Origin of the sequence: Rhizobium alarense (assembly GCF_021555155.1) — a bacterium.
In the GTDB taxonomy this organism is placed as follows: Bacteria; Pseudomonadota; Alphaproteobacteria; order Rhizobiales; family Rhizobiaceae; genus Rhizobium_D; species Rhizobium_D alarense.
In genome coordinates, this window is sequence record NZ_JAKGBU010000059.1 from 4,513 (window position 1) to 26,711 (window position 22,199).

The 22,199-nt window shown below is 62.4% G+C and carries 16 protein-coding genes and 1 pseudogene; 3 read left to right on the forward strand and 14 right to left on the reverse strand.

The window, feature by feature from the left end; all coding sequences use genetic code 11:
- The 4 genes and pseudogenes from LXM94_RS26210 to LXM94_RS17685 form a co-directional block, all read right to left on the reverse strand.
- Positions 1 to 2,587, reverse strand: a 2,587-nt coding sequence (locus LXM94_RS26210; RefSeq protein ID WP_235772792.1) for a hypothetical protein, incomplete at its 3' end; no start/stop codon positions are given.
- Between the two features lie 147 nt (positions 2,588 to 2,734).
- Positions 2,735 to 3,526: pseudogene (locus tag LXM94_RS26300) on the reverse strand (lysozyme inhibitor LprI family protein); the annotation flags it as partial.
- Entirely contained in the window at positions 3,456 to 4,286 is an 831-nt protein-coding gene (locus LXM94_RS17680) for a sulfotransferase family protein (RefSeq protein WP_235772794.1), read from the reverse strand. The gene LXM94_RS17680 and the pseudogene LXM94_RS26300, both read right to left, overlap by 71 nt.
- A gap of 29 nt (positions 4,287 to 4,315) precedes the next feature.
- Positions 4,316 to 5,431, reverse strand: coding sequence for a glycosyltransferase family 4 protein (locus LXM94_RS17685; RefSeq protein WP_235772795.1), 1,116 nt, complete (start codon positions 5,429 to 5,431; stop codon positions 4,316 to 4,318).
- Positions 5,432 to 5,860: 429 nt separating this feature from the next.
- Here LXM94_RS17685 and LXM94_RS17690 point away from each other — a divergent pair, with 429 nt between their 5' ends.
- Entirely contained in the window at positions 5,861 to 7,243 is a 1,383-nt protein-coding gene (locus tag LXM94_RS17690) for a pectate lyase family protein (RefSeq protein WP_235772796.1), read from the forward strand.
- A gap of 78 nt (positions 7,244 to 7,321) precedes the next feature.
- Here LXM94_RS17690 and LXM94_RS17695 read toward each other — a convergent pair whose 3' ends face one another.
- The gene (locus LXM94_RS17695; protein ID WP_235772812.1) at positions 7,322 to 8,623 is read right to left on the reverse strand and encodes a UDP-glucose dehydrogenase family protein; all 1,302 of its coding nucleotides are present in this window, start codon (positions 8,621 to 8,623) and stop codon (positions 7,322 to 7,324) included.
- A 459-nt stretch (positions 8,624 to 9,082) separates the two neighbouring features.
- Between LXM94_RS17695 and LXM94_RS17700 the strand changes: the two genes are divergently transcribed.
- Positions 9,083 to 10,660, forward strand: a complete 1,578-nt coding sequence (locus LXM94_RS17700; protein WP_235772797.1) for a GMC oxidoreductase — start codon at positions 9,083 to 9,085, stop codon at positions 10,658 to 10,660.
- Here the strand turns inward: LXM94_RS17700 and LXM94_RS17705 are convergent.
- The 8 genes from LXM94_RS17705 to LXM94_RS17740 all read right to left on the reverse strand — a co-directional run bounded on the left by LXM94_RS17705 (position 10,636) and on the right by LXM94_RS17740 (position 18,107).
- On the reverse strand, positions 10,636 to 11,547 hold the full coding sequence (locus tag LXM94_RS17705; RefSeq protein WP_235772798.1) for an NAD-dependent epimerase/dehydratase family protein: 912 nt from the start codon (positions 11,545 to 11,547) through the stop codon (positions 10,636 to 10,638). The two genes, LXM94_RS17700 and LXM94_RS17705, sit on opposite strands and share 25 nt — an antisense overlap.
- A 28-nt stretch (positions 11,548 to 11,575) precedes the next feature.
- Positions 11,576 to 12,544, reverse strand: a complete 969-nt coding sequence (locus LXM94_RS17710) for an ATP-grasp domain-containing protein (protein WP_235772799.1) — start codon at positions 12,542 to 12,544, stop codon at positions 11,576 to 11,578.
- Positions 12,541 to 13,263 (reverse strand): PHP domain-containing protein, encoded by a 723-nt coding sequence (locus tag LXM94_RS17715; RefSeq protein ID WP_235772800.1) that lies wholly within the window; start codon positions 13,261 to 13,263, stop codon positions 12,541 to 12,543. The genes LXM94_RS17710 and LXM94_RS17715 overlap by 4 nt, the downstream gene beginning before the upstream one ends.
- Positions 13,260 to 14,450 carry a DegT/DnrJ/EryC1/StrS family aminotransferase gene (locus LXM94_RS17720; protein WP_235772801.1) on the reverse strand — a complete coding sequence of 397 codons (1,191 nt, stop codon included), beginning with the start codon at positions 14,448 to 14,450 and terminating at the stop codon, positions 13,260 to 13,262. The genes LXM94_RS17715 and LXM94_RS17720 overlap by 4 nt, the downstream gene beginning before the upstream one ends.
- Before the next feature lie 70 nt (positions 14,451 to 14,520).
- Positions 14,521 to 15,207, reverse strand: coding sequence for a PIG-L deacetylase family protein (locus tag LXM94_RS17725; RefSeq protein ID WP_235772802.1), 687 nt, complete (start codon positions 15,205 to 15,207; stop codon positions 14,521 to 14,523).
- On the reverse strand, positions 15,207 to 16,115 hold the full coding sequence (locus LXM94_RS17730; RefSeq protein WP_408015660.1) for a methionyl-tRNA formyltransferase: 909 nt from the start codon (positions 16,113 to 16,115) through the stop codon (positions 15,207 to 15,209). Before LXM94_RS17730 ends, LXM94_RS17725 begins: the two co-directional genes overlap by 1 nt.
- 3 nt (positions 16,116 to 16,118) lie before the next feature.
- Positions 16,119 to 16,799 carry a sugar transferase gene (locus LXM94_RS17735; RefSeq protein ID WP_235772804.1) on the reverse strand — a complete coding sequence of 227 codons (681 nt, stop codon included), beginning with the start codon at positions 16,797 to 16,799 and terminating at the stop codon, positions 16,119 to 16,121.
- A 63-nt stretch (positions 16,800 to 16,862) separates the two neighbouring features.
- Positions 16,863 to 18,107 carry a polysaccharide biosynthesis/export family protein gene (locus tag LXM94_RS17740; RefSeq protein ID WP_408015661.1) on the reverse strand — a complete coding sequence of 415 codons (1,245 nt, stop codon included), beginning with the start codon at positions 18,105 to 18,107 and terminating at the stop codon, positions 16,863 to 16,865.
- A 285-nt stretch (positions 18,108 to 18,392) separates the two neighbouring features.
- Here LXM94_RS17740 and LXM94_RS17745 point away from each other — a divergent pair, with 285 nt between their 5' ends.
- Positions 18,393 to 19,751 carry a lipopolysaccharide biosynthesis protein gene (locus tag LXM94_RS17745; protein ID WP_235772806.1) on the forward strand — a complete coding sequence of 453 codons (1,359 nt, stop codon included), beginning with the start codon at positions 18,393 to 18,395 and terminating at the stop codon, positions 19,749 to 19,751.
- Between the two features lie 46 nt (positions 19,752 to 19,797).
- Here the strand turns inward: LXM94_RS17745 and LXM94_RS17750 are convergent, their stop codons facing one another.
- Complete coding sequence (locus tag LXM94_RS17750; protein WP_235772807.1) at positions 19,798 to 22,032, reverse strand: GumC family protein; 2,235 nt, start codon at positions 22,030 to 22,032, stop codon at positions 19,798 to 19,800.
- Positions 22,033 to 22,199 lie beyond the last annotated feature (167 nt).

Sequence of the window (22,199 nt, forward strand, 5' to 3'; positions counted from 1 at the left end):
TGCCGTCCGTCGACGTCAGGCTGGTCTTCAGGCGCTCGGCGTCGCTTTGAGCGAAGGCAAGCGGCGGAATCGCCGGATCCCGCCGATAGGCGTCGATGCCGACGATAACGGCGCGCAGGCTGCCGCGTATCGCGACGGGCGGCGGCAGGAGAATGGCCTTCGGCGTGCTGACGAGGCCGCCGTCGTCGACGGCAACGGCTGTCACCCACCGCCCGCCGCCTGGATCCTTGATGTCGAAGACGACCTTCGCGTCGGCACCGCTGACCGCGCGTTCGTCGACGAGCCGCCCGTCGACGAAAAGCCTGAGTGAGGCCAATGCCTCCTCGTCGGTGGCGTCTACGACAATGCTCCGACGGCCGCCCTCCGAGGCCGAGACGGTGAAGAAAACGAGCGGCGGCGTGCCGAGCGTCCCCGGACGGTCGGCGACCGCATCTCCCTCCATGACGGCATGGGCGAGCCCCGGCCGGTGGAGCGCCGCCGCGAACTGATGCACGGTCTGCAAGGCGGAAAGCCCGGCAAAGCGGATATTCAGCGCATGTGCTCCCTCATAGGTGGTGTCGAAACGACCGTCGGGCAGCATGACGACGATTTCGTCGTCGACATGGGCACCTGCCAGGCGCTGCTCGCCGCTGTCGGCACGGAAGATCGCAAAGCGACCGTTGCGGTTGAGTTGCACGAGATGACGTCCGTCGGCCGTAAGCCGCATGGCGCGGATAAGGGTCGCGTCAGCCAGGGGAAAAAGCTTGCCGACTCGCTCGCCGCTTCCCGGATCGATGAGCGCCGCGTATCCCGAATAGCTTGCCGATACCAGTATGCGGTCGCTGCCGACCGGAAAGACGCGGATCTCGCTGTCGTCCGCCTCGCTCCAGCCGAACGGGCTCGTATCCTCGCTGGCACCGTCCGCGACGAGTTGCCGGTCGATTGCCCGTACGCCGTCCGCCGTCACAAGAAGAAGGCTGGCGAAACTGATTCTCGAACTGCCGGCATAGCAGTTGACGAATAGAAGCAGCATATCCCTGCCCTCCTCCCGCCACTGCCAGGACTGCTCGATATAGGCCGGATCGAGTTCCTCCGGCGCCGTGTGGCAGGTGACCATTCGCATCTCCTGCGGCAGCGGCTTGATGCCGGCGCTGAAGGCGGGTGTGATCGACGAAGCGGCGGCGACGAGATCATCGATCCGCCGCTTCCTCTGCGGGCCGGCATCCCATGCCGAGCCATAGCTCCGATGCACGATCGAGATTGCGGGATCGAGCGCGCCAACGACAGATGCTATACGCTCGAAGACGGTCTCCTCGCCGACAGGCTCGACCGTGGCCGGCAGCCGCCCAAGCCCACGACCGACAACGGCCGCGGCGCAGAGAACCGGCAACTTCGTGCGTGCGAGGCCGCGCCGCGCGTCCTCCAACGCGCAGTCGCCGGTTCCAGGCCCGGAGAGCGTCCCGGCCGCCGGTGTGGCCTTGTCCGCGAGCATGACGTAGCCCTGCGGCTCGTTCCACTTCAGATCGTAGCGGAAGAGCTCGTCGACATGGCTTACCGCTACCGGCTCTCCCAACCGCCACAGGACCCCATCCATCGGAATGTTGACTCCATGCTGCTGCCGCACAAGCTGTCGCAACGAAAATCTCTGCCGTTTCGGCGGCACGGAATAGGCGGGATCACCGACAGCGCCTTCCGGAGGTATCTCACTGAACTCCATCGAAGCGCCGGAGAGCATGTCCCACAAACGTGCACCGCCCTCGTGGTTTGCGATCGACTCATCAGTGTGCGCGACAAACATGCGGTCGATGTCGAGTACGACCTCGACATCAAGCCATCCCGCCCCGGCGTTCGACATGCTGTTGACACTGACGACATCCGGATTGAGGCTGGAAACGACAGTGTTCTCGAGCTGCCGCCTCGTCGCGCCATGCACCATAAAACTGTCGTTTCGCGCCCAGGCGAGCACGCCGGGGCGGAATTCCTGAACGACGGAGCCGAGCGCGAGATCGATGACCTCAATGCGGTTGTCGGTATGGCGGATGGCACCGAGGAAGCGGCCACCGGGGGAAAAACACGGCTCCCTGCCGCTGCGCGCGAGCAGCAACGCGCCCGTCGCCCGCTCGTACACCTCGTAGCGATCGTCATAGACCCGCAACTCGCGGTGGCCGCGGCTGTCCGTCACCGTCCGGATCGGATCGCCGGCGGCAAAGGTGTCCTGGACGACGATTTCCGGAACACCGAGCTCGACTTTGAGTATCGGCGATCTCTGGCTGCGCAGGACCTGCTCGCCGCATTCCCCGCCCGTCACGAGACTTACGCCGACGTCCTGCTGGCCAGCGGCCAACAGGAAGGCGGTGATGATGCCGCCCTGCAACGACCGGCTGGTATGGAGCGGTACGATCGCACGCGTCCGGCCCTCCGCGTGCCCGAGGCCGAAGGGGCCGCGCGCGCCCGCCGTCAGCGGCAGGAATCCCATGCCGCGGAAGCGCGTCGCCTCCGGAAAATCGGCGACGAGATAAAGCGGAAGCGGTGCAACGGCACTGGCCGGCAGCTCATAGGCAACCCGAAAGGCAGTGGCGGGCGTCAGCGTCTCCGGTTTTCCGATCACGACCTGCAGGCTCCCTGCCAGCGCCCGCGCTTGCGCCAGAGCCTCCGGGCAGGAGCGGACGGCGGCTATCGTCCCCGCCGGTCCGCGAAGAGCAGCAATTCTTTGACGCATCAGGGTAGCAAGGCAAGAGGCATCGCCACCACAGGCGGTTCTTTGCCTGAGCCAGGCGCGCTGCTCCGCCACCAGAGCACCGGCCGATCCGACATTGCGCGCGGTGTAGAGGGCTGCCATCTCCCGATCGAGGGCGGCGAGCGCCGGGTCCGAGCAGATCGCATGCTCTACCGGGTCGGATGCTTTGCGACAGTCGAAGCTAGGGTCGATGCGGACCGGACTCTCCGCCACGGCGTCGACGCCGCTAAGCACGAGGATACGTTTGCGCATGCGGTCAGCGATGCAGACGGCGTCGCTTCGGCAGGCGGTCCTCTGTTTCAGCCAGGCCCGTTGGCTTGCAACAAGGGCTTCAGCGTGGTCGGCCGTCGCCGAAGCGCGGTTCCGCGAATAGAGGAATGCCATTTCCGCATCAAGCGCGGCAAGCTCCGGATCTGCACAGATCGCGAGTTCCGTCGCGCTCGCCGCCTTGCGACAATCGAAGCTCGGTTCGGCATGAGCCGGGAGGCAGGGAAGAATGAACCCCACGGCGGCGAGAAGAGCGGTGACCGGCAATCTCATTGAATCCATCCGACGAAACAACGGGAAGAAGACGGCGCCGTCCATCAGGACGCCTGAGCGCCGAGGATAGAACGGCGGACGGATGGTGTCCATTAGAGAAAGCACATACAAAGATGCAACTTCTGCGCCCGACTGCAGACCACCGTTGACGCCGGAGCACATGCTCACCGCAGACCCGGTCACGTCGGCCGTCGCCGCCTCAGCGGGCCTCGAGCCAAGGCGAAAAGTCCCGCCCCGTCGATTTGCCGAGCTGCTCGACCTCGCCGGCATAATATTCGATGAGGCGTGACCGGAGATCGGGCTTGAGGGCCGGATAGTTCAGCTCCTTCGCCACGAGCGACCGCACCGCCGCGAAAGCACCTGTTTGCCGGATGGGTTTCACCAATGGCTTGAGCGGCGACAGGATGCGGCGGAGATGCGGACCGATGACCGCCTGCGTCTTGTCCTTCACCTTTTCTTCGGCCGGTGGAATGGCGAGATCACCCTCGAGCTTCAGAAACGCACCCACCATGTCCAGCTGACGCTGCGGCTGGGTGCGAATGTCCTCGAACAGGAGGATGAGGAAACGGTCTGCGGGGAAGACCTCGAGGAAGCCGCACAGTTGGCGATAGTAGAGGCCGCCGTTCAAGAACCGCCCGCCGTCGGCGACGCGCGGGTCGAGATACTGCTCGATATCCCTGCCCACCTCTCCTCGCCGGTAGAGCATGCAATAGTCTGAATAGGCGCGCTCGATGGGGTTGCGCAGCTGCGCGATCAACTGGACTTGCGGCAGGTCGCGCCGGATGCGCCCCGCGGCGTCCGGCGTGTCCATGTAGGAATTGGATTTCTCGCCGATCAGCCGCCTCCTATGGTCCCCTGGCTCGAACTGCGACAGGTACCAGGACGCGCCTCGATCATAGTAGCGACTGAAATAGTGCAGTTCGGGGTCCGGCATATAGACGGCGGGATGCCTTTGCAGGGACTGCTGCAACCAGGTCGTTGCGCTCTTCGTCGCGCCGACGATCAGGAAACGGATGTCTTCGAGCTGCATGGTCTTGCTCCGCGCTGGCCACCAGGACACTAGGATGACGGGATCGCCGGTCCAGCCATCTCACGATAGATGCGGGTGATACCCGCAATATGTTCGGCGACGCCGTATTTGCTGCGCGCTTGCCGCTCGGCTTCTTCGCTGATCCGCTGCCATTCGGTCCGGTCCGTCAGGATCCGCGACAGAGGATCAACGAAACATTCGGGGCGCATTGCCGGCACGAGAAAGCCGTTCCTGCGATCCGCGATGGCCTCGCGGTTGCCGCCGTGATCGGTCGCGATCACCGGGGTGCCGAGAAGCATTGCCTCGATGAGGGTCCGTCCGAAAGGCTCGTTGAGCGCCGGCACGAGCAGCGCGTCGACCGCACGCATGTAGGGGGCGACGGGCGAGCGGAAACCCATCAGGTGGATGCGGTCCGCGACACCGAGTCCCGCCGCCGTCCGCCCGACTTCCCGGTCGAGCGGCGGCCCGCCCTTTTCGGGAATCCCGAAGAGGAGCCCGTGCAGCGGGACGTCGGGATGGCGCTGGTTGAACGCGGCGATGCTGGCGACGAAGTCCAGCGGTCTCTTTCGCTCGATCAATGCGCCGAAGTAGCCGACGAAGCGCGCGTCGTCCCGCAGTCCGAGCTCCCGAACGAGCGCTTGCCGACAGGTATCCCGGTCCGGCAGGACGTCGGGATGATCGAACGGGCTGTGAAGAACGGTCAGGCGTCCGGCAACGGAACAGACCGGCCGGGCCGGCTTGGCAAAGTTCGACACGGTGACGATGTGATTCGCGAGGAGCGGCGCGAGCCAGTTGACGCCTTTCGCCGTCGGATCGCCCCGGTGGTGCCACAACAGCTTGGCGCCGGCAAGGCGGGCGGGCGGCGCCCACGTCACATGCATCTGGCCATCATTGGTGTGCACGATCTCCGCTTCAAGGTGCTTCAGAAAGCGGACCATGGCCCGGATATCACCGAGATAGCGGAGCCCCTTGCCGATAACGGTAAACAATGGCTTACGATGTATGGGCGACAGTACGCTGGTTGGAGGCGCCACAACGTAGGGCAGCGAAAGATCGTCAAAATATTTCGCCAATGGGCCGTTCGCCGTATGAAGAACCACGACAGGCTCGAAAATCGTCTTGTCCAGACCGGCAATCAACTTCATTGCCGAAATATGACTTCCACCCACCTCATCTCCGACAAACGGAAATACAACACGCGTTGGCTTGGCGGTCACGATACTTGCCTTTGACTCTGCGCCGGAGAGAAACGGGAAATGTACATATCTTCTTACTCAGCCCAACAACATCAATACTGCGCCGAAGACGTCACCCGAAATCGACAGCAGCCCCATTTCCAAGAATTGGATCATGAAGCGTAGGAGGATGCTCTGTCAACGTTTGGCAGGTCGCCCTCCGCTGGAAGAATTGAATTGTTTCAATTTGGCGCAGCCGCTCACCAGCTTGTGTCCGTGAAAAATTCCGTTGTTGCGTCGTCGGACGTTTCGTCTAAGATTATCCCGGATCGGTGCTATACTGAAGCAGGCGGCTCTTGACGTCTTCTTTACGAACCGGCATTCGAGCTTTGAACGGCTATGGCAAAAGTTAACCACGCTGGCGTTGCATTCCTGTGCCTCTGTATTCTGATCGGCCTGCCCGTCACGTCCCACAGCTATGATCCCGGCGACGCGTCTCCCCTGGCCTTCCCTGGCGCGCAGGGCCATGGCAAGTACAGCCAAGGCGGCAGGTACGGCCGCATCCTTTACGTCGACAATCTGGAGGATCGCGGTTCGGGCAGTCTGAGGGCCTGCGTCGAAGACACGGGGCCGCGAAACTGCGTGTTTCGCGTCAGCGGCGTCATCAGGCTTGCCTCCTCCCTGATGATCGGCAACGAAAACGGTATGCTTTCGGTCCTCGGCCAGACCGCCCCGGGATCCGGCATCACGCTGACGATCGAGACACCCAACAGCGCGAAGCTGCATACGCCCTTCATCGTCAAGAAAACGACCGACGTCATCGTCAGGCATATCAGGTCCCGGCCACGCCTGCCCAATACCGTCAAGAACATCGACGCTTTCACGATCGAGGACAGCGAACGCGTCTATGTCGATCACGTCTCGGGATCATGGGCTACCGACGAAAACGTCAACACGCATGCAAACTCGACGAATGTGACGATCGCCTACTCGATCTTCGGCGAAGGGCAGAACAAACACAGCAAGTGCGCGCTGCTCGGCTCGGACCCGGACACGCCGCAGAACATAACCTTCTGGAAGAACGCATGCATCTCCAACCGTGACCGGAACCCGGACGACAACCACCACGGCGGCTCCTGCATCGATATCGTCAACAACCTGTTCTACAATGCGCGCTCCGAATGGTCGGAGGTCTTCTCCCAGTATCCGGGCGGCACACCGATCTCTATCGTCGGGAACTATTTCAAGGGCGGCCCGAGCACCAACGAGCGAAGCTATGCCATCAACTGGAACAAGACGCACTCGGTCGCCAACCCGAAAATCTACGCGGACGGCAACGAAGTCTGGGCGCCGGGCGAAAAGCAGGTCATTCTCGTCGCTCCGGATGCCGGGACCGTGCTTGTCGACAAGCCGCCCTGCCCCCTGTCGGTCGAGCGGATCGTGACGGCCGAGGCGGCCTATGACGACATACGACTGACGGCCGGCGCTTTCCCGAGGGACGACGTTGACGGGCGGTTGATCGCGGAAGTCGGCGAGATCGGCCGCAAGGGCAAGGGTCGGATGGTCAAGGAGCCAGGGCTCCTCCCGGCAATGTCAGGCGGCACGCCCTATGCCGACATCGATGGCGATGGAATGGCGGACGCCGTCGAGGCCGACATTGGCGCCACAGTCGGCCAAGCCGACGCCTGGGAAGGTTCCGACGAGAACGGACAGACGAATTTCGACCGCTTCATGGACTGGCTGGCACAGCAGCGTCTCACCGGTAGCGCCTATCCGAACTGACCGGCAAGCAACCTTCCGCGGGGAGTTGCCCGGTCGCCCCGGCCCCCAAGCCGCCTCTCCAGGGTTGTCGAGGCCGCTTCAGCGGCCGATGCCAACATACCGGAAGCCGAAGCGCGACACCTCCGGCTCATTGTAGACGTTGCGCAGGTCGACGATCACCGGCGACGCCATGATTTGCTTGAGGCGGCCGAAATCGAGTGCTCGGAAGACGTCCCATTCGGTGACGATGACCAATGCGTGCGCGTCGGTGGCGATGTCATAGACCCCTTTTCCGTAGGTCACGCCCTCGACGTGGCTGCGGGCGGCTTCCATGCCTTCCGGATCAAAGGCAAACACATCGGCGCCATTGTCCTGCAGCGCCTGAATGATCGATATCGATGGAGCCTCTCGCATATCGTCCGTGTTCGGCTTGAACGTCAGGCCAAGCACCGCGACCTTCTTACCGCGAACGTTTCCGTCGCAGGCGGCGATCACCTTTCTCGCCATGGCACGTTTGCGTTTGTCGTTGAACGTGACGGTTGCCTCGATCAGACTCAGCGACGTCTCGTGGTCCTGCGCCGTCTTGACCAGCGCCAGCGTGTCCTTGGGGAAGCATGAGCCGCCGTAGCCCGGTCCGGCGTGAAGAAACTTGTCGCCGATGCGCTTGTCGAGGCCGATGCCCTTGGCCACCTTCTGCACGTCAGCGCCAACCTTTTCGCAAAGGTCGGCCATTTCGTTGATGAAGCTGATTTTCATGGCGAGGAAGGCGTTGCTCGCATACTTGATCAGTTCCGAAGTGCGCCGGTCGCAGCGCAAGAACGGCGCCTCGTTGAGGTAGAGCGGCCGGTAGATCTCGCGCATGACCTCCGACGCCCGGTCGCTCTCGGTCCCGATGACAATCCGGTCCGGGCGTTTGAAATCGGCGATGGCAGCGCCTTCGCGCAGGAATTCCGGATTGGACACAACGTCAATGTCGGCATCCGGATTGACGCTTCGGACGATTCGTTCGACCTCGTCGCCGGTACCAACCGGCACCGTCGACTTGGTGACGATCACCGTATAACCCGTCGACGCTTTGGCCACTTCCTCGACGGCCGCATAAACATAGCCGAGGTCCGCGTGGCCGTCACCACGTCGCGCGGGGGTACCGACCGCGACGAAAACGGCGTCGGCATCCTTCACCGCACCGGCAAGATCAAGCGAAAAGTGCAATCGCCCGGCATTGAGATTGTTCTTCACCAGATCGGCAAGGCCAGGCTCGAAGATCGGAATACGGGCGTTGCTCAGCGCCTCGATCTTCTCCGGAACCTTGTCGACACAGATCACGTAATGACCAAAATCAGCGAAACACGCACCCGACACCAAACCCACATAACCCGAGCCGACCATTACCAATCGCATCGCCGTACAACACCCCCGAAAATAACCGGCAAAATCTCCGACAGATGCTAGAGACTTCGCCCCGCTTGGCAATCGAAAACTATACTCACCGGCCGCTTTTTACCATTTCATCACACCCCGATTTGAAATCGATCAATTGACAAATCAGACCCAAGCCCGGCTTCACAGAAATCAGACCGGCATCTTCGCAGCCTTGATCGTGCGGAAAATACTGATGGAGGAATCACCTAACCAAATGTCGACAGAAGATATCGCCACATCGCCGCCCGGGTCGGCAGACTATGAACAGATACACTTATATGACATACACGTGTACTTTCTTATATCTCTTCGCCCTGTCCTCTGGTGATTTCATCAGAATATGATTTATTGTGCAATCGAGTGCTTTTCAGGCAGCGGCAGAGATCTCGGCTCCTGCGGAAGAGCGCCTGCCTGAATGCCAACCAGGAGACTGACGCAATGACTGCAATCGTCGGAAGCGTCATGCCCGCCGAAAAGTTATTCGATATTTGCGTCATCGGAGCCGGACCGAGCGGCCTTACCCTTGCCTCGCAGCTTGCTGCCAGCAAACTGAGCGTCTGCGTCCTTGAAAGCGGCGGGAACGGCGGCAGCCCCTCGACCTATGACCATCGACCCGCAGAGACAACCGGATTGCCCTATGCCGCGCTCTCGACCAGCCGGCTGCGCGGAGTCGGCGGAAGCACCCAGAGATTCGGCTGGGGCGGCCTGTGCAAGCCGCTCGATCCACCGGACTTCGAAGAGCGGCCATGGGTGGAAAACAGCGGTTGGCCCTTCGACCTCAACCATCTGAGGCCGTATTACGAGCGTGCGAGCGCCACCCTCGGCGTAGGCGATCTCGACGTCTTGGCGGGTCGTTCCGCCCTGTTCTCCGGCCAGTCCGACCTGCTGTTTTGCGATGCAGTCGAGCTTTGCAAGCACTACCGGACCGGCGCGCACCTGAAGAACGAACTGCTGCGGTCCCAGTCGGTGACATTGGCGATCAATGTGACCATGCTCCATCTGGAATATGACGAAAACCGTATCACGGTGGCGTCCGCGCTCTGCGCCGACGAGGGCGGAAACCAGTTCCGCCTTCGCGCCAAGGTCTATGTCCTGGCGGCCGGCGGCATCGAGAATGCCCGCCTGCTGTTGATCAGCAACCGCATCGCCAACCGTGGCGAGGGGCTTGTCGGACGATATTTCATGGACCACCCCCGCTTCACGATCGGCACCGTCACGCCCGCAACGCGCCAGTTCCGCAACGTTCTTGCCGGCTTCGACAGAATTCGCGTCGCGCGTTGGCAACGCCTCACGCGCAAACTGTGCATGAACAAGCAGAAAAGCTATCGCGTCAGCGGCCTGGTGCTCCCCTTCGAGGCCCAGGCACGCGAGCGGTTGCTCAATCATCGCGCCTGGATCGTGCCCTGCTATTATGGACAGGATCAGAATACGCTCGAACGACTGCGCCAGTCCCTTCTCCACTTCCGTGATCAGTCGCTTCTCGGCCACCAGGTGGCCGGCGGGGCCAGGTGGATGCGCGAGATCAACTGGACCAAGAGCATGCACATCCTGCGTCCCAAGCAGCTCATTACCAGCTTCCAGCTGCAGCATATCCTGGAGCCCGAACCGCTTGCGGACAGCGCCGTCTACCTGTCGACCCAGACCGACCGCTACAATCGCCCCCAGGCAGCGCTCACCTGGCGGCTATCGTCTTCGACAATCGAAAGTCTCAAAAAGACAGTTGGTTTGCTGCAGCAGGGATTTGCCCGTGCCGGGCTCGGCAGGCTCGACGTCCATCCGGACGAATGGGCGCAACTCGACCGCCCCATGTGGACGTGGCACCATATGGGAACGACACGCATGCACGCCGACGAGAAGAAGGGCGTGGTCGATCCAAACTGCCGCGTCCACGGCATACACAACCTCTTCGTGGCGGGCAGTTCCGTGTTCCCGACCGCCGGAAACGACACGCCGACCTTCACCATCGTGGCCCTCGCCCACCGCCTCGCCGACTATCTGCTGAAATTCGTGAGCTGATCGACACTCTTCCAGTGCCGCAACCCGGCTTCCAGATCCATCGGCCTGTAGCCCAACTCCCGTTCAGCGCGAGATATGTCCAGCGCCGAGAAACCGGAAGGGTGGGCTTCTCCGGTAACAGCAATCAGCGCCGGCGCCGCGTCAACGGCCGCCGCGATCGTATGTGCAACGTCGAAGGCGCGGCAGATCCTGCCGCCACCGACGTTGAAAATACCGGACTTTCCATGCTCCACGGCGCGATACGCGAGACCGACCACGTCGTCGACGTAGACGAGGTCCACGCCGTACCGGCCGCCATCGCGCACCTCAACCGGCTGCCCCGACGAGAGCCTTTGCAAGAAGGTCGCAATCATGCCGCCCCCATGCATGCCGGGGCCGTAGACGGATGCGACCCGAAGCACCGTTGCCTGCAGGCCGCAGCGGCGCGCCGCTGCCTGGACGCAGAGCTCGCCGGCAAGCTTGCTGGTCAGGTAATAGGTGGCGCGCTCCACCGGATAGGTCGCCGCCAACTCGTCGGCCGCAGGCCCGCCCGGCCGATAGATTTGTCCGGAACTAAGATAGACGAAGTGTCCGGCGCCCTGCGCAGCGCTATCGGCGACCAGACCGAGGACGCTGAGGGTATTGGTCTCGAAGCAGGCGCGTGCTTCGCCCGGATCGTCGAAATTCGCGGGAATATACGCGGCAAAGTGACATACGGCGTCGACCCGCCCCGTCGCCGGCAGCGGCTCGCCCAGGCGCCAGCCCTCCACCACGAGCAAAGGATGGCGCGGCAGTGTGCAGACAGCCGGATTGCGAACGAGCGCGACGATCTCGGCACCCACCTCGAGCGCGTGCTGCACGAACCGCTTCCCGACGAAGCCCGTTGCCCCTGTGACTGCCAGGCGCATCTCTTTCCACCGTCCCTTGCTTGGCGGATCAGCCCGCAATGATATTGTCGTCCCGCACCACGGTCTCCGACCAGTGGCGCAGGATCGTCACCGGCTCGAGTTCAGGCTGGACGACCGGCTCGCCGAACACCACGTGCCGCAGGCACATCTCGACCTCGTTGAAGCCGGCATGAAGGCGAATGGCCGTCGTCCCGGAGAACCGGCCGTTGATCTCGAATATGCGCGGCACGCCGGCGTCGAGGCGGAACTGGAAGTTCGCCGGCCCATAAGCCCCGAGCGCCACGGCGGCCTTCTCGACGAAACGGTTCAGCACCCCGTAGGGCTGGGTGAAGGCCCGGTAGGTGTTGCCATCGCGAAGGTCGCGACGCATGACGATCGAGGCCCGGCAGACGCCGTCGAAGGTCAGCGTTCCCGCGGTGTATTCCGTGTCGTCCGATCCGATGCACTTCTGGATCACGACGCCGGGATCGTCGTCGATCGCCTCGCGGAGCGTCTTCAGGTCGTGGATCTTGCGGAAGCCGATCGACCGGGCGCCGACACGCGGCTTGACGATCAAGGGAAAGCCGACCTCGTCGATCAGACGCTCTTCGTCGCCCGGAAGGCAGGACGGCACCGGATCGAGCCCTTTCTGCCCGAGAAACGTCGCGGTCAACCACTTGTCGTCGGCGACGTCGATGACATCCGGTGCGCTGATGATGACGTGAGTTTCGAGGTCTTTCTCGATCGCGGCGCGGTTGACCGCAAGTGTCTTGAGCTCCACGTCGGTTCCCGGAATGACGACATCGGGTCGCTCGACGGCGATCAGGTCACGCAGGCGATCAAGGTAGCGTCCGTCCCGCGCCATCGGCAGCAAATGGGCGCGATCGGCCCAGTAGAGGCCGGCCGACAACGGGCTCGGGTCAGCCGCAACGATTGTCGCATTGAGTGTCGAACGCCTGAGCGCGCGGATGATGCCTTGCCCCAGCAGGGCGCCAGCGCCTGTTACGAGTACCTTCACGGCGTGCCTATCCCCATGTCCAGAAGCAAGTCCCTGCAAGTTCCGATCTCGTCGAGCCTGTGGGCATCCGAGCCGATCGACACGATTGGATCGATTTCCCGGCACAGATCGATGAACCGCGCCATATTCACGAGATAGGAAGAGTTGATCTCGATCGCGACCGGGCGCTCGAGCGTTGCGATCATCATCTCACGGAAGTAACGTTCCGGAAATTCACCGTGGCGGCGCTGGTACATTCCGCCGGGATGCGCGAGAACGTCGATCGGTGCGTTGCGTATCATTCCCATTGACAGGCGAAACTCGATTTCGGCTGTTTCCTCGGCCGACAGCGTCTTGAAATCGAGATAGCCGCCCCGATCGTCAGGGAAGCGGTGAACGCTGCCGAGCACGATCTCGGCCGCAGCAAGCACGCTCTCGGAGAGATCGAGCCGACCTTGCTCGTCCATCGCCTTCGTTTCGACACCGATATAGACCGCCATGTCGGAAAACTGCTTGCGGTTGGCGTCGATCTCCCGAAAGAAATCCGGGTACCAGTCGGTGTCTTCGCGCACATGTTCGGTGAAAGCCAGCGCACCGACGCCGCGCGCGCGCGCCGTCTCCAGCACTTCGCGCGATGTCGCCTTGCCGTCGGTCCAGCTCGTGTGGACCTGCAATTCGACATTGACGTCGCGGGGCGTCAGTTCGCTGAACCGGCGGAAGACTGGCTTGCGCATTGTCATGCCCCCGCAGACACCGCTTTTTCGGTCGTCAACGCTGCGGCTGAGACGATCTCGCGAAGCACCCTGCCGCTCCTGTGCGCCGTTTCCGCCGAAATCGTCGGATCGACGAGCAGGGCAATGCTGGTTTCGCCAAGCGCTCGCGCCACCGGCAAGCGCTGGGACGGCCCCAGACCGCGGTCCACGAAACATTTCTCCAGGTAGATTTCCGAGCAGCTTCCCGAAAAACACGGCACACCGGCGGCATTCGCCTCCGCGACGATGCGGTCGCGATCGTAGCCCGGACGCAGCTTCTCGGGGCGAATGAATGCGTAGAAGCGATAGAACGCATGCGTCAACCCGGAAGGCGGCCACGGGCACCGGAGGGCATCGACGCCGTCGATCTCGCTCCTGAGGGCGGCTGCATTGCGCGTTCGGACGGAGTGCCATGCCTCCAGTCGCTCGAGCTGCCGCAAGCCGAGCACCGCCTGTATCGAGGTCATCCGCCAGTTCGTTCCGATGGATTCATGCAGCCAGCGGAAGCCCGGCGGACGTGGTCTGTTGAAGACCGTATCGAACGACTTCCCGTGGTCTTTCCGGCTCCAGGCGCGCATCCAGAGCGCCTCGTCGTTCATCGACACGAGGCCACCCTCTCCGCCCGTCGTGATGATCTTGTCCTGGCAGAAGGAGAAGGCCGCGATGTCGCCGAAGCTGCCGACCGGCTTTCCATCGATGCGGGCGCCGTGCGCCTGGGCGCAGTCCTCGATCACCCAGAGACCACGACGCTTCGCCATCTCCATGATGCGCGGCATGTCGCAGGGCCATCCGGCGAGGTGGACGACGATCACCCCCTTGGTTCGTGGCGTGATCCTCGCCTCGATGGTCTCCGCCGTCATGACCTGGCTGTCCGGGTCCACTTCCGCAAAGACGGGAATCCCACCCGAGAACGGAACGCAGGCGGCCGACGCAACGAAGCTTCGCGGCGTTACGATCACCTCGTCGCCCGGCTGGAGGTCCAGCGCATAGAGAGCGAGATCCAGAGCCACGGTGCCGTTGGCCAGCGCGATGGCGAAGCGATTGGCGAGATGGCGCGCATAGGCTTCCTCGAACTCCCGGACATGCGGACCCGTCCAGGCGTTGACCTTTCCCGATCGCAAGACTGCGACGACATCTGCAATCTGCTCTTCGTCATATACCGGCCACTGCGTCATGCTGGCTCTCCCGGATTTCGTCCACTATTGCTCGACGTTGATCCCATTGAGGACAACTGCGTGCGCTGCTTCATGTAACGTATCGCACAAGCACGAACGCTTCCGCCGCCGGTGTCAGGACCGTGGCGCCGCGCACCGTCGCCAGGGCCTCGATCGTGGCGATCGAGCGTTCATGCGGGGGATCGCGCAGTTGGGACCGGAAGCAGCGCATCGCCTCCGCCTTGGTGCCCAACGTCTGCGAAATGTCGATGAACACGTTGGGCACGAAATTCGGCGCCAGATAAGGCGCGTTCCAGTTCGTCTCCGACAATGTCTCGTAGGCAAGAATGCGTTCCGGAAACCCGTGCTGATGTGGGCGTGAGGCCACCAGCGACGACAGGAAGATGAGCTGGTGATCGACGTGAATATCGCCGACGAAGGGCACCAGCACGGTCTTGGGGCGAAGTTCTTCGAAGATCCGGAAAAGGGCGGCGTTGAGGGTGGCATGGGCGGTTTCGGCAAGCGCCGCGGCCGGCAGGCCGAGCCAATGCGTATTGCTCACACCGAGGAGGGCATGCGCCTCCCTGGCTTCGTTCTGGATCCGGGCGACCATATCGGGCCCGTAGGCGGGAGGTTTTCCCTCGGTGACCACCACCACCTGGACGTCGCCGCCCCCGGCGGCAAGGCGGGCGATGGTCCCGCCCGCTCCCAGTACCTCGTCGTCCGGGTGAGGAGCAATGACGACCGTGCGACCGAAGCTCTGCGCCAATGAATCCATCAACTCCTCCCCAACACGGCATGTTTTGGCGGCTTTTGCGCGCCATCGCAGTCCCACCTGGAAATCTGAACGCAACGATCGTCGCCGCAGAGCACCACAGGTCCCCCGGGCGCGTAGGTTTGTATCTGCCCCGGAAGGCCGATGAACCGCGTACCGCCATCGTAGAGCCGGGCCTCGTCGAGGCGGATATGGCTTTGGTGATAACGCGTAAAGGCGCCCGGATAGGGATCGCCGACGGCGCGGATCAGGCGCAGAACGTCGTCGGCACTGGCGTGCCAGTCGATCATGCCGTCCTCGGGTCCGCGACGCGCGCAATAGGATGCCTTGCTGTCGTCCTGGGCGATGCGCCGGGGGTTTTGCTGCGTCAATTGGGAAAGAACCTCCGGCAGCAGGTCGGCGATCGACTTCAGATGTTTGTCGTACAGCGTCCGGGCGGTTTCCTGCTCGTCCAGGGGAAAGACGCATTGGGCAATGATGTCACCCGTATCCACGCCGTCGTCGAGCCAGAAGAATGTCGATCCGGCGGTTTCCTGCCGGGTGAGGATTGTCCAGGGGATCACTGCCCGGCCACGCAGCCGCGGCAGGGCCGATGGATGGAAACCGATACAGCCGAGCCGCGCAACCGATCGAAACTCCGCCCGGCAAATCTGCGACCAACCGACGACGAGAATGAGATCGGGTGCCGCGGCACGCAGTCTTTCCAGCGTTTCCGGAGCATTGACGTCCGTGGCGAAGATGGGCCCGATGGCCGACTGACCGGCCAGTTGCGACAGATCGACGGCATCCGAGTGCCGGCCGAGCGCCTCCAGAGGAAGCGTGACGAGAGCAACCGGCGGCGCGCCGATCGACAAGAGCGTGCGGAACGCAACGCGCGTGGACTCAACGGCTCCAACCAACACTATACGCACGCATCAGTCTCCGTGAGTGGGAATCCTGTCGGTCAAAAGAGCCCGCCGTTGCCGCAGGTGCAGGAGCGCCCTCTGCAGATTGCGGACGTCAACGCGCTCGCCCCGCAGGATGGTTGCCACCGTCATTCCAAGTATAGAAAAATCCAGTGCCAGGTTTTTCCTGTCGACATACCAGATATCCAATGCAATTTTTTCTTCATCGCTCAGTCGTGTATTGCCATTGACCTGAGCCCAGCCCGTCACACCCGGCGAGACTTTGCAGCGCAGCTCGCCAATTTCGCCGAACCTCATCAACGTATCGCGCGGCAGCGGCCGCGGGCCGACCATCGACATGTCACCTCGCAGAACGCACAGGAGTTGCGGCAGTTCGTCGAGGCGCAGGCGCCGCAACATGGCTGTAACGGCGGTCTGCCGCTGTTCGTCTGGCAACAGCTCGCCGTCCTCATCCCGCACGTCCGTCATCGTCCTGAACTTGATGACGTCGAAGGTTCGCATGTCGCGGCCCGCCCTCTGCTGGCGGAAGACGAGCGGGCGTCCCAGGCAGACGTAGACGATCGCCGCCGTCACGGCAGACAACGACAGCACGACGGGCAGGAGCAGGCAGGCCGAAAGAATGTCGACCAGCCGCTTCGCGGTCAGCGGCCCGCGATTGGTTCCTTCCACGACGAGATTGCTTACCTGCATGACACTGAACTCACTGGGTTTCCTCGATGATGGCCACGCGCGGACGGTGCGGACGACTGCCCCTCAGATACCGGCGATACCGACATAGACGACGTCGCCCGGCAGCAGCGGTGCCACCAGGTCGGCCATCTCCGACCTCTGGGACCCGTCCCTGTTGCGGCGAACTTCGTAGGTGAAGCTGATGGTGCCCTTCTTGGCCTCCTCAGCCGCCACTGCCGCCAGCAGGTAGAATTGCTCCTCCGCAGACTTGCGCGCAGCCAGAAGCTTGTTGATTGCCAGTTCCCTCTCCTGCAGCTTCTCAAGTATATCGCGCGTCCTGTCCGCCTTGAGCTTTGACAGTTCGAGCTTGAGGCTGCCGAGCTCGCGGCGCGAGCGGGACATTTCAGCGACGATCTCCAGCAGACGGGACTTCTCGTTCGACGTATTCGCCTTCGCCCGGGACAGGTCGCTTTCCGTGTTCAGCTCCCGCTTGCGCAAGGTATTCACGCGTTCGAGGTCGCGCAGGTTCATCTCGACGATCTCCTCCTGCTGGATCTTCAGGTCATCAAGGATCTTGAGCCCTTGCTCCGCCTCGTAAATACCCTCTGTCAGGATATCGATCTGTGCCTTCGTGTTCTCCCGGTCGGTGTCGAGTATCCGCTGCTCGATCTCCATCACGGCCCTGGCCGAGATATCCTCGAGATAGGGTTTGGCGGCGTCGGGGACGTCTTTCATGTCGATGACTTCCCGACCCTCGAGTTGCGCCAACAGGCGGGCGGCATAGATGGCCTCGTGGACGATTTCGGATTGCGCACCATCCATTTCACCGCGAAGTCTGGCCCGCGCGACGACCCGGTCGCCCGGATTGGTCGTCGCGGTCTGGGTACCTCCGGCAAGGCCGATCGCCTGGCGTACGGTCAGCCCGGGCACATAGGCGAACGATCCCGGGTTCTTGACCTCGCCGAGCACGTAGATGGGACGGAACGACGCGACGTTGAGGGAAATCTTGGGGTGTTTCAGGATGTCCCGCGTCTGGAACTCGGAACGTAGCCGCTCCACGGCATCCCCAAGGGTCAGCCCCTCGACCCGGACGTCGCCGATCAGGGGGAACTGGACGTCGCCATCCGAGGTCACGGTCAGCGTGACCGGCAACTCGTCATCGTCAAGAAAGTCGAACGTCAGCACATCGCCTTCCGAGAGGCGATAATCGTCGATGTTCGCCGACGCAACGCCGGGCGCCGCGAACAGTGCGAAAGCGACCGGAACGACGGTCAGCAGCGCACCCAGCCTGGAAATGAAAGGGAACAGACACAAAGATGGGCCGAACATGCAAGACCTCGGATCCGAAGAAATGACGAACATTGCATCCCACAATGGCATTGTCATTATTGGATCATAACGAAGCTTTGACAACAGCGCACCGCCGTTTTTTTCGAGATATTTCAACTTCAACCCGGAATAGAGAAAAATGTAAGCTATTGTTATAAAAGAAAAAGGCAGAACCGAATATTTCTCGCCGCTGGCACGTCTTCGTTGTTTGAGCGGATATTTGCTCCCGGCGGGACGGTCACAGGTCGAACCGGAACTCCGGGTCTTGGTCAGCGAAGTGGGGCAATGGTGCTGTTTGATCTACAACATGCCCGAAAGAAGCTTCGCAAACGCGTCTCAGGGTGGCGCCCGGGCGCTGACTTTTCTTCCAGGATCCGCAGCATTGGCCATTTGTTGGCGGGCAACGCGTCGAGCACGGTCATCGGTCTCGTTGCGTTTGCGTTGACGGCCCGCGCTCTCGGACCGACGCAATATGGCATCCTCGCCCTCTGTTTCACCTATACGAGAGCCATCGAGCGCATCATCAGCTTCCAGTCCTGGCAGCCGTTGATCAAGTATGGGGCCGAGGCGCTTGAGGGCGGCCGCACCGAAGACCTGAAGCAACTCCTTAAATTCGGGCTGGTGCTCGATCTTTCGGCTGCGATATTGGCGTGGGCGCTGGCGGTCGTTCTGCTGGTGGCCGGCGCCAGTCTCTTCGGCATTGCGCCGGACACGCGGACACTTGCACTGATATACTGCTTCGTCCTGCCGTTCCAGCTCAGCGGAATGCCGACGGCGGTGCTGCGCCTGTTCGGCAGGTTCCGTTCCCTCGCCTATCTGCAGGTGGCGTCGAGCGTTGCCCGCGCATGCCTGTGCGGGGTCGGCGTGGCACTCAACTGGGGCCTCCTCGAATTCACGCTGATCTGGATGCTGACCCAGATTTTCAGCGGGCTCGGGCTCCTTTGGATTGCCATGAGGGTACTCCGCGGTCAGAACTTTGGCGGAATCCTCTTCATGTCGATGCAGGGAATCCGCGTGCGTTTTCCGGGTCTTTGGCGCTTCTCGCTCTCGGCCAACCTGTCGCTGACGATCCGTTCCAGCGCCAGCGAACTCGACACGCTGATCGTCGGGGCGTTGACCGACGCCGCTTCGGCCGGCCTCTACCACATTGCAAAGCGGATCGGCCGGCTGGGTCAGCAGGCCGGCGTACAGGTGCAGGCCGTGGTCTATCCGGAACTGAGCAGGGCCTGGGCGGCGCAGTCGATAAAGTCATTCACCCGCATCGTTTCACAGACGCAGCTCTTGCTGCTTGCCGCAGGTATCATCGGCCTCGTCGTACTCTATCCGACGATCGAGCCGCTCCTGGTGCTTGCCGCCGGACCGGCGTTTGCCGCCGCAGCTCCCTTGGTGATCGTCCAGGGCTTCGCCGTTGTCCTCACCCTGTGTGCGGCCGTGCTACGCTCGGCCCTGCTATCGATGGGACAGGAGCGCGCGGTTCTGAACAGCGTTCTCATCGCCACGCTTTTCTTCCATGCAACCGCTCTTGTCGCCATACCACAGATCGGTGCGATGGGCGCCAACATTGCCCATATCGTCATGTCGGCACTCTGGCTGATCACGATGCACCTGTCCTATCGGCGCCTTGTCGGCAGCATCAAGGAATAGACCGGCCACCTGATTGAAGGTTGAGATCTGCGGACGCGCGAAGGCGTCAGTGGACGAACTCGGGCTGGCGCGTCCGTCCGCGGCCGATCAGGCCGGCAAGACGTGCACTCCAGCCGGCGCCACCGATCCCGTCTCGCGGCCGCCCGTGGAAGTTCAAGATGCCGCCAAGAAGCAGCGCGTCGCTGAGGTTCAGGCGCTCCGCCAGGTAGGCAAGATCACGCTCGCGCGTTACGCCGGACGATACGACGACGACGACCGAGTCGGTATAAGTCGAAAGCCAGACGGCTTCCTGGGACTCCGAGAGGGCGGGCGCATCGACGATGACAAGATCGAAGCTGTCGCGCAGCGACGCAAACAGCTGCTCGCAATCATGCGCCGATGGCCGGCTGACGATGACGTTGAGATAGGGGTAGAGCGGCGAGACGGGCACGCGGTCTCCGGTGCGCGGCGGCGTGGTGCGCCATTCCGTGTCGCTCGACAGAACCTGCAGTCGCGCTGCCGCTCCGTTGCTGCGCGGGTCGCTGTCCACAATGACCGTCCGCACGCCGGTTGTGGTTGCCATGGCCGCCATCGCCAGAGCACAGGTCGTCTTGCCGTCGCCGGAATTGGCGGAGGCAACCATGAGGATCTTGCCGCCGCTTTGCCTGTCGAGCGAACGCCAGGCAAGGCAGAGGCTGCGCGTCGCCCGCGCAATCGCCGTATTGGGATCTTTCAGCATCAGGCTGTAGGGGTCGATCGCCATGCGCGCGCCGATGCGGTAGTCCGGTATCGTCGTGAGGTTCGGTCGCCGCAACACGCCCTCGACCATGTCGGGCTGATAGAGGCGGCTGTCGAACAGATCCGCGATGATGACGGCGACTACGCCAAGGAAAATAAATCCGACAGTGCCTCCCGCGATCAGGAACCCGAGCTGGGGAAATGACGGTTCGGTGGGCACCTCGGCGTAGGACGCGACCACGGCCGAATTCTTCACCTCGAGAACTTCCGGATTGAGTTCGCCGAGGCGCTGGACGACGGCGTCATAGCGCTTCTGTTCGCTGGTGAGGTCCCGCTCCAACTCCCGCCGCTTGATCTCCGAAAGGTTGCGGCTCTTTATCCTCTCCTGCAGCACGCCCACTTCCGCCGCAAACTTGTTGACGCGCAAGCTGGCGATCTCGGCCTCGTTTTCCAGCCCGCGGATGATGCGATTGGCTTCGTCGGCAGCCATCGCGCGATTGGAGGTGAGCTCCGCCTGCGCGTCCATCACCTCGGGATGACTCTTGCCGAATTTCGAACTCAGCTGTGCCAGGAGCCGTTCCAGCCTGGCCCCCTCGGTACGCAGGCCTGTCAGGTGGTCAGACGTAACGACTTCGCCGACGCCCGCGTCGCCGGATACCGAGCGGCGGCGCTTGGCCTCGTTCACCCTCGCCCACGCACCGGCTTCGTCCACGCGGGCGAGCGTATACTGCTCGTTGAGTTGCTCCATCCGCGCGCGCAAGAGGTCGTCCTTGGGATCGAAGGAAAGATCGCTTACCGAAGCAAACGACGCGATCTCCCGCTCCTTCTCGGCGATGGACCGCACGAGATCGGACGCCTGCTGGTCGAGGAACTCGACGGTCTGTCGGGTGGCGGAGTCCTTCAGCTTCGACGTCCACGAAACGTATCGCTCGGCGATCGCATCGGCCAGCGCTGCAGCTCTCGTGGGATTTGTCTGTTTGACATGAACCGTCATCGCCAGACTGTCGCCCTTGCGGTCAACGGTGAAGGTTTCCAGAAGCCGGGAAATCGCACGGTCGCGCTGGGCCTGCGGCGACACGTTGCGCGCTTCCTGTCCCGCCCTGCTGTCCTTGCCCTTGAGCCCCAGCGTCCGGAACAATCCGTCGAAGCGGGACTCCGCGGACGAGAGATAGGTGTTGTAGAATGGGTCGTTTACAAGTTCGAGTGAATCGACGACGGTTCCAAGGAACACACGCGAGCGGATGACGTCCAGCTCGGTCTCCATGGCCGACTTGTTGCGTTCGAGCTGACGAGCGTCGGCAGACGCCTCGTAAGGTCGATTGTCGTTGCGATCGAAGACCAGTGCCGAAGAGGCCGTGTAGATCGGCGTCAACAGCAAGCCGATCGCGAGCGAGAGCAAAGGACCTGCCAAAACGACGACGGCCAGAAATCGCCGGTAACGCCACAACAGCTCCAGGGTCTCCTGTGGGCCATAGGCCCCAGCGCCGCGTGGACTGGCAGGCGTGCCTGATGCAATCGTATTGCGCGCAACGAATAAGTCGGACGGACGATCCGTGGTAAGCATCATGCCTCCGAACGCTTCCGATGGAAAGATGGCGTCTCTGTAGGGACGTATGAACCCCTCCAAAAAATTCTATCGGTTACTTGAATTCGAAATGCGATCACTGTCAAATGAGTTATATACGACTATGGATGTATATATGCCAAGTTTATTAAAACCTTAGGATGAAA

Excerpts from the sequence above, each read along its gene's own strand:
- LXM94_RS17735 (WP_235772804.1), bottom strand. The coding sequence starts at position 16,799 with ATGCAGGTAAGCAATCTCGTCGTGGAAGGAACCAATCGCGGGCCGCTG.
- LXM94_RS17700 (WP_235772797.1), top strand. The coding sequence starts at position 9,083 with ATGACTGCAATCGTCGGAAGCGTCATGCCCGCCGAAAAGTTATTCGAT.
- LXM94_RS17680 (WP_235772794.1), bottom strand. The coding sequence starts at position 4,286 with ATGCAGCTCGAAGACATCCGTTTCCTGATCGTCGGCGCGACGAAGAGC.
- LXM94_RS17750 (WP_235772807.1), bottom strand. The coding sequence starts at position 22,032 with ATGCTTACCACGGATCGTCCGTCCGACTTATTCGTTGCGCGCAATACG.
- LXM94_RS17715 (WP_235772800.1), bottom strand. The coding sequence starts at position 13,263 with ATGACAATGCGCAAGCCAGTCTTCCGCCGGTTCAGCGAACTGACGCCC.
- LXM94_RS17740 (WP_408015661.1), bottom strand. The coding sequence starts at position 18,107 with ATGTTCGGCCCATCTTTGTGTCTGTTCCCTTTCATTTCCAGGCTGGGT.
- LXM94_RS17695 (WP_235772812.1), bottom strand. The coding sequence starts at position 8,623 with ATGCGATTGGTAATGGTCGGCTCGGGTTATGTGGGTTTGGTGTCGGGT.
- LXM94_RS17705 (WP_235772798.1), bottom strand. The coding sequence starts at position 11,547 with ATGCGCCTGGCAGTCACAGGGGCAACGGGCTTCGTCGGGAAGCGGTTC.
- LXM94_RS17725 (WP_235772802.1), bottom strand. The coding sequence starts at position 15,207 with ATGGATTCATTGGCGCAGAGCTTCGGTCGCACGGTCGTCATTGCTCCT.
- LXM94_RS17745 (WP_235772806.1), top strand. The coding sequence starts at position 18,393 with ATGGTGCTGTTTGATCTACAACATGCCCGAAAGAAGCTTCGCAAACGC.
- LXM94_RS17720 (WP_235772801.1), bottom strand. The coding sequence starts at position 14,450 with ATGACGCAGTGGCCGGTATATGACGAAGAGCAGATTGCAGATGTCGTC.
- LXM94_RS17685 (WP_235772795.1), bottom strand. The coding sequence starts at position 5,431 with ATGAAGTTGATTGCCGGTCTGGACAAGACGATTTTCGAGCCTGTCGTG.
- LXM94_RS17690 (WP_235772796.1), top strand. The coding sequence starts at position 5,861 with ATGGCAAAAGTTAACCACGCTGGCGTTGCATTCCTGTGCCTCTGTATT.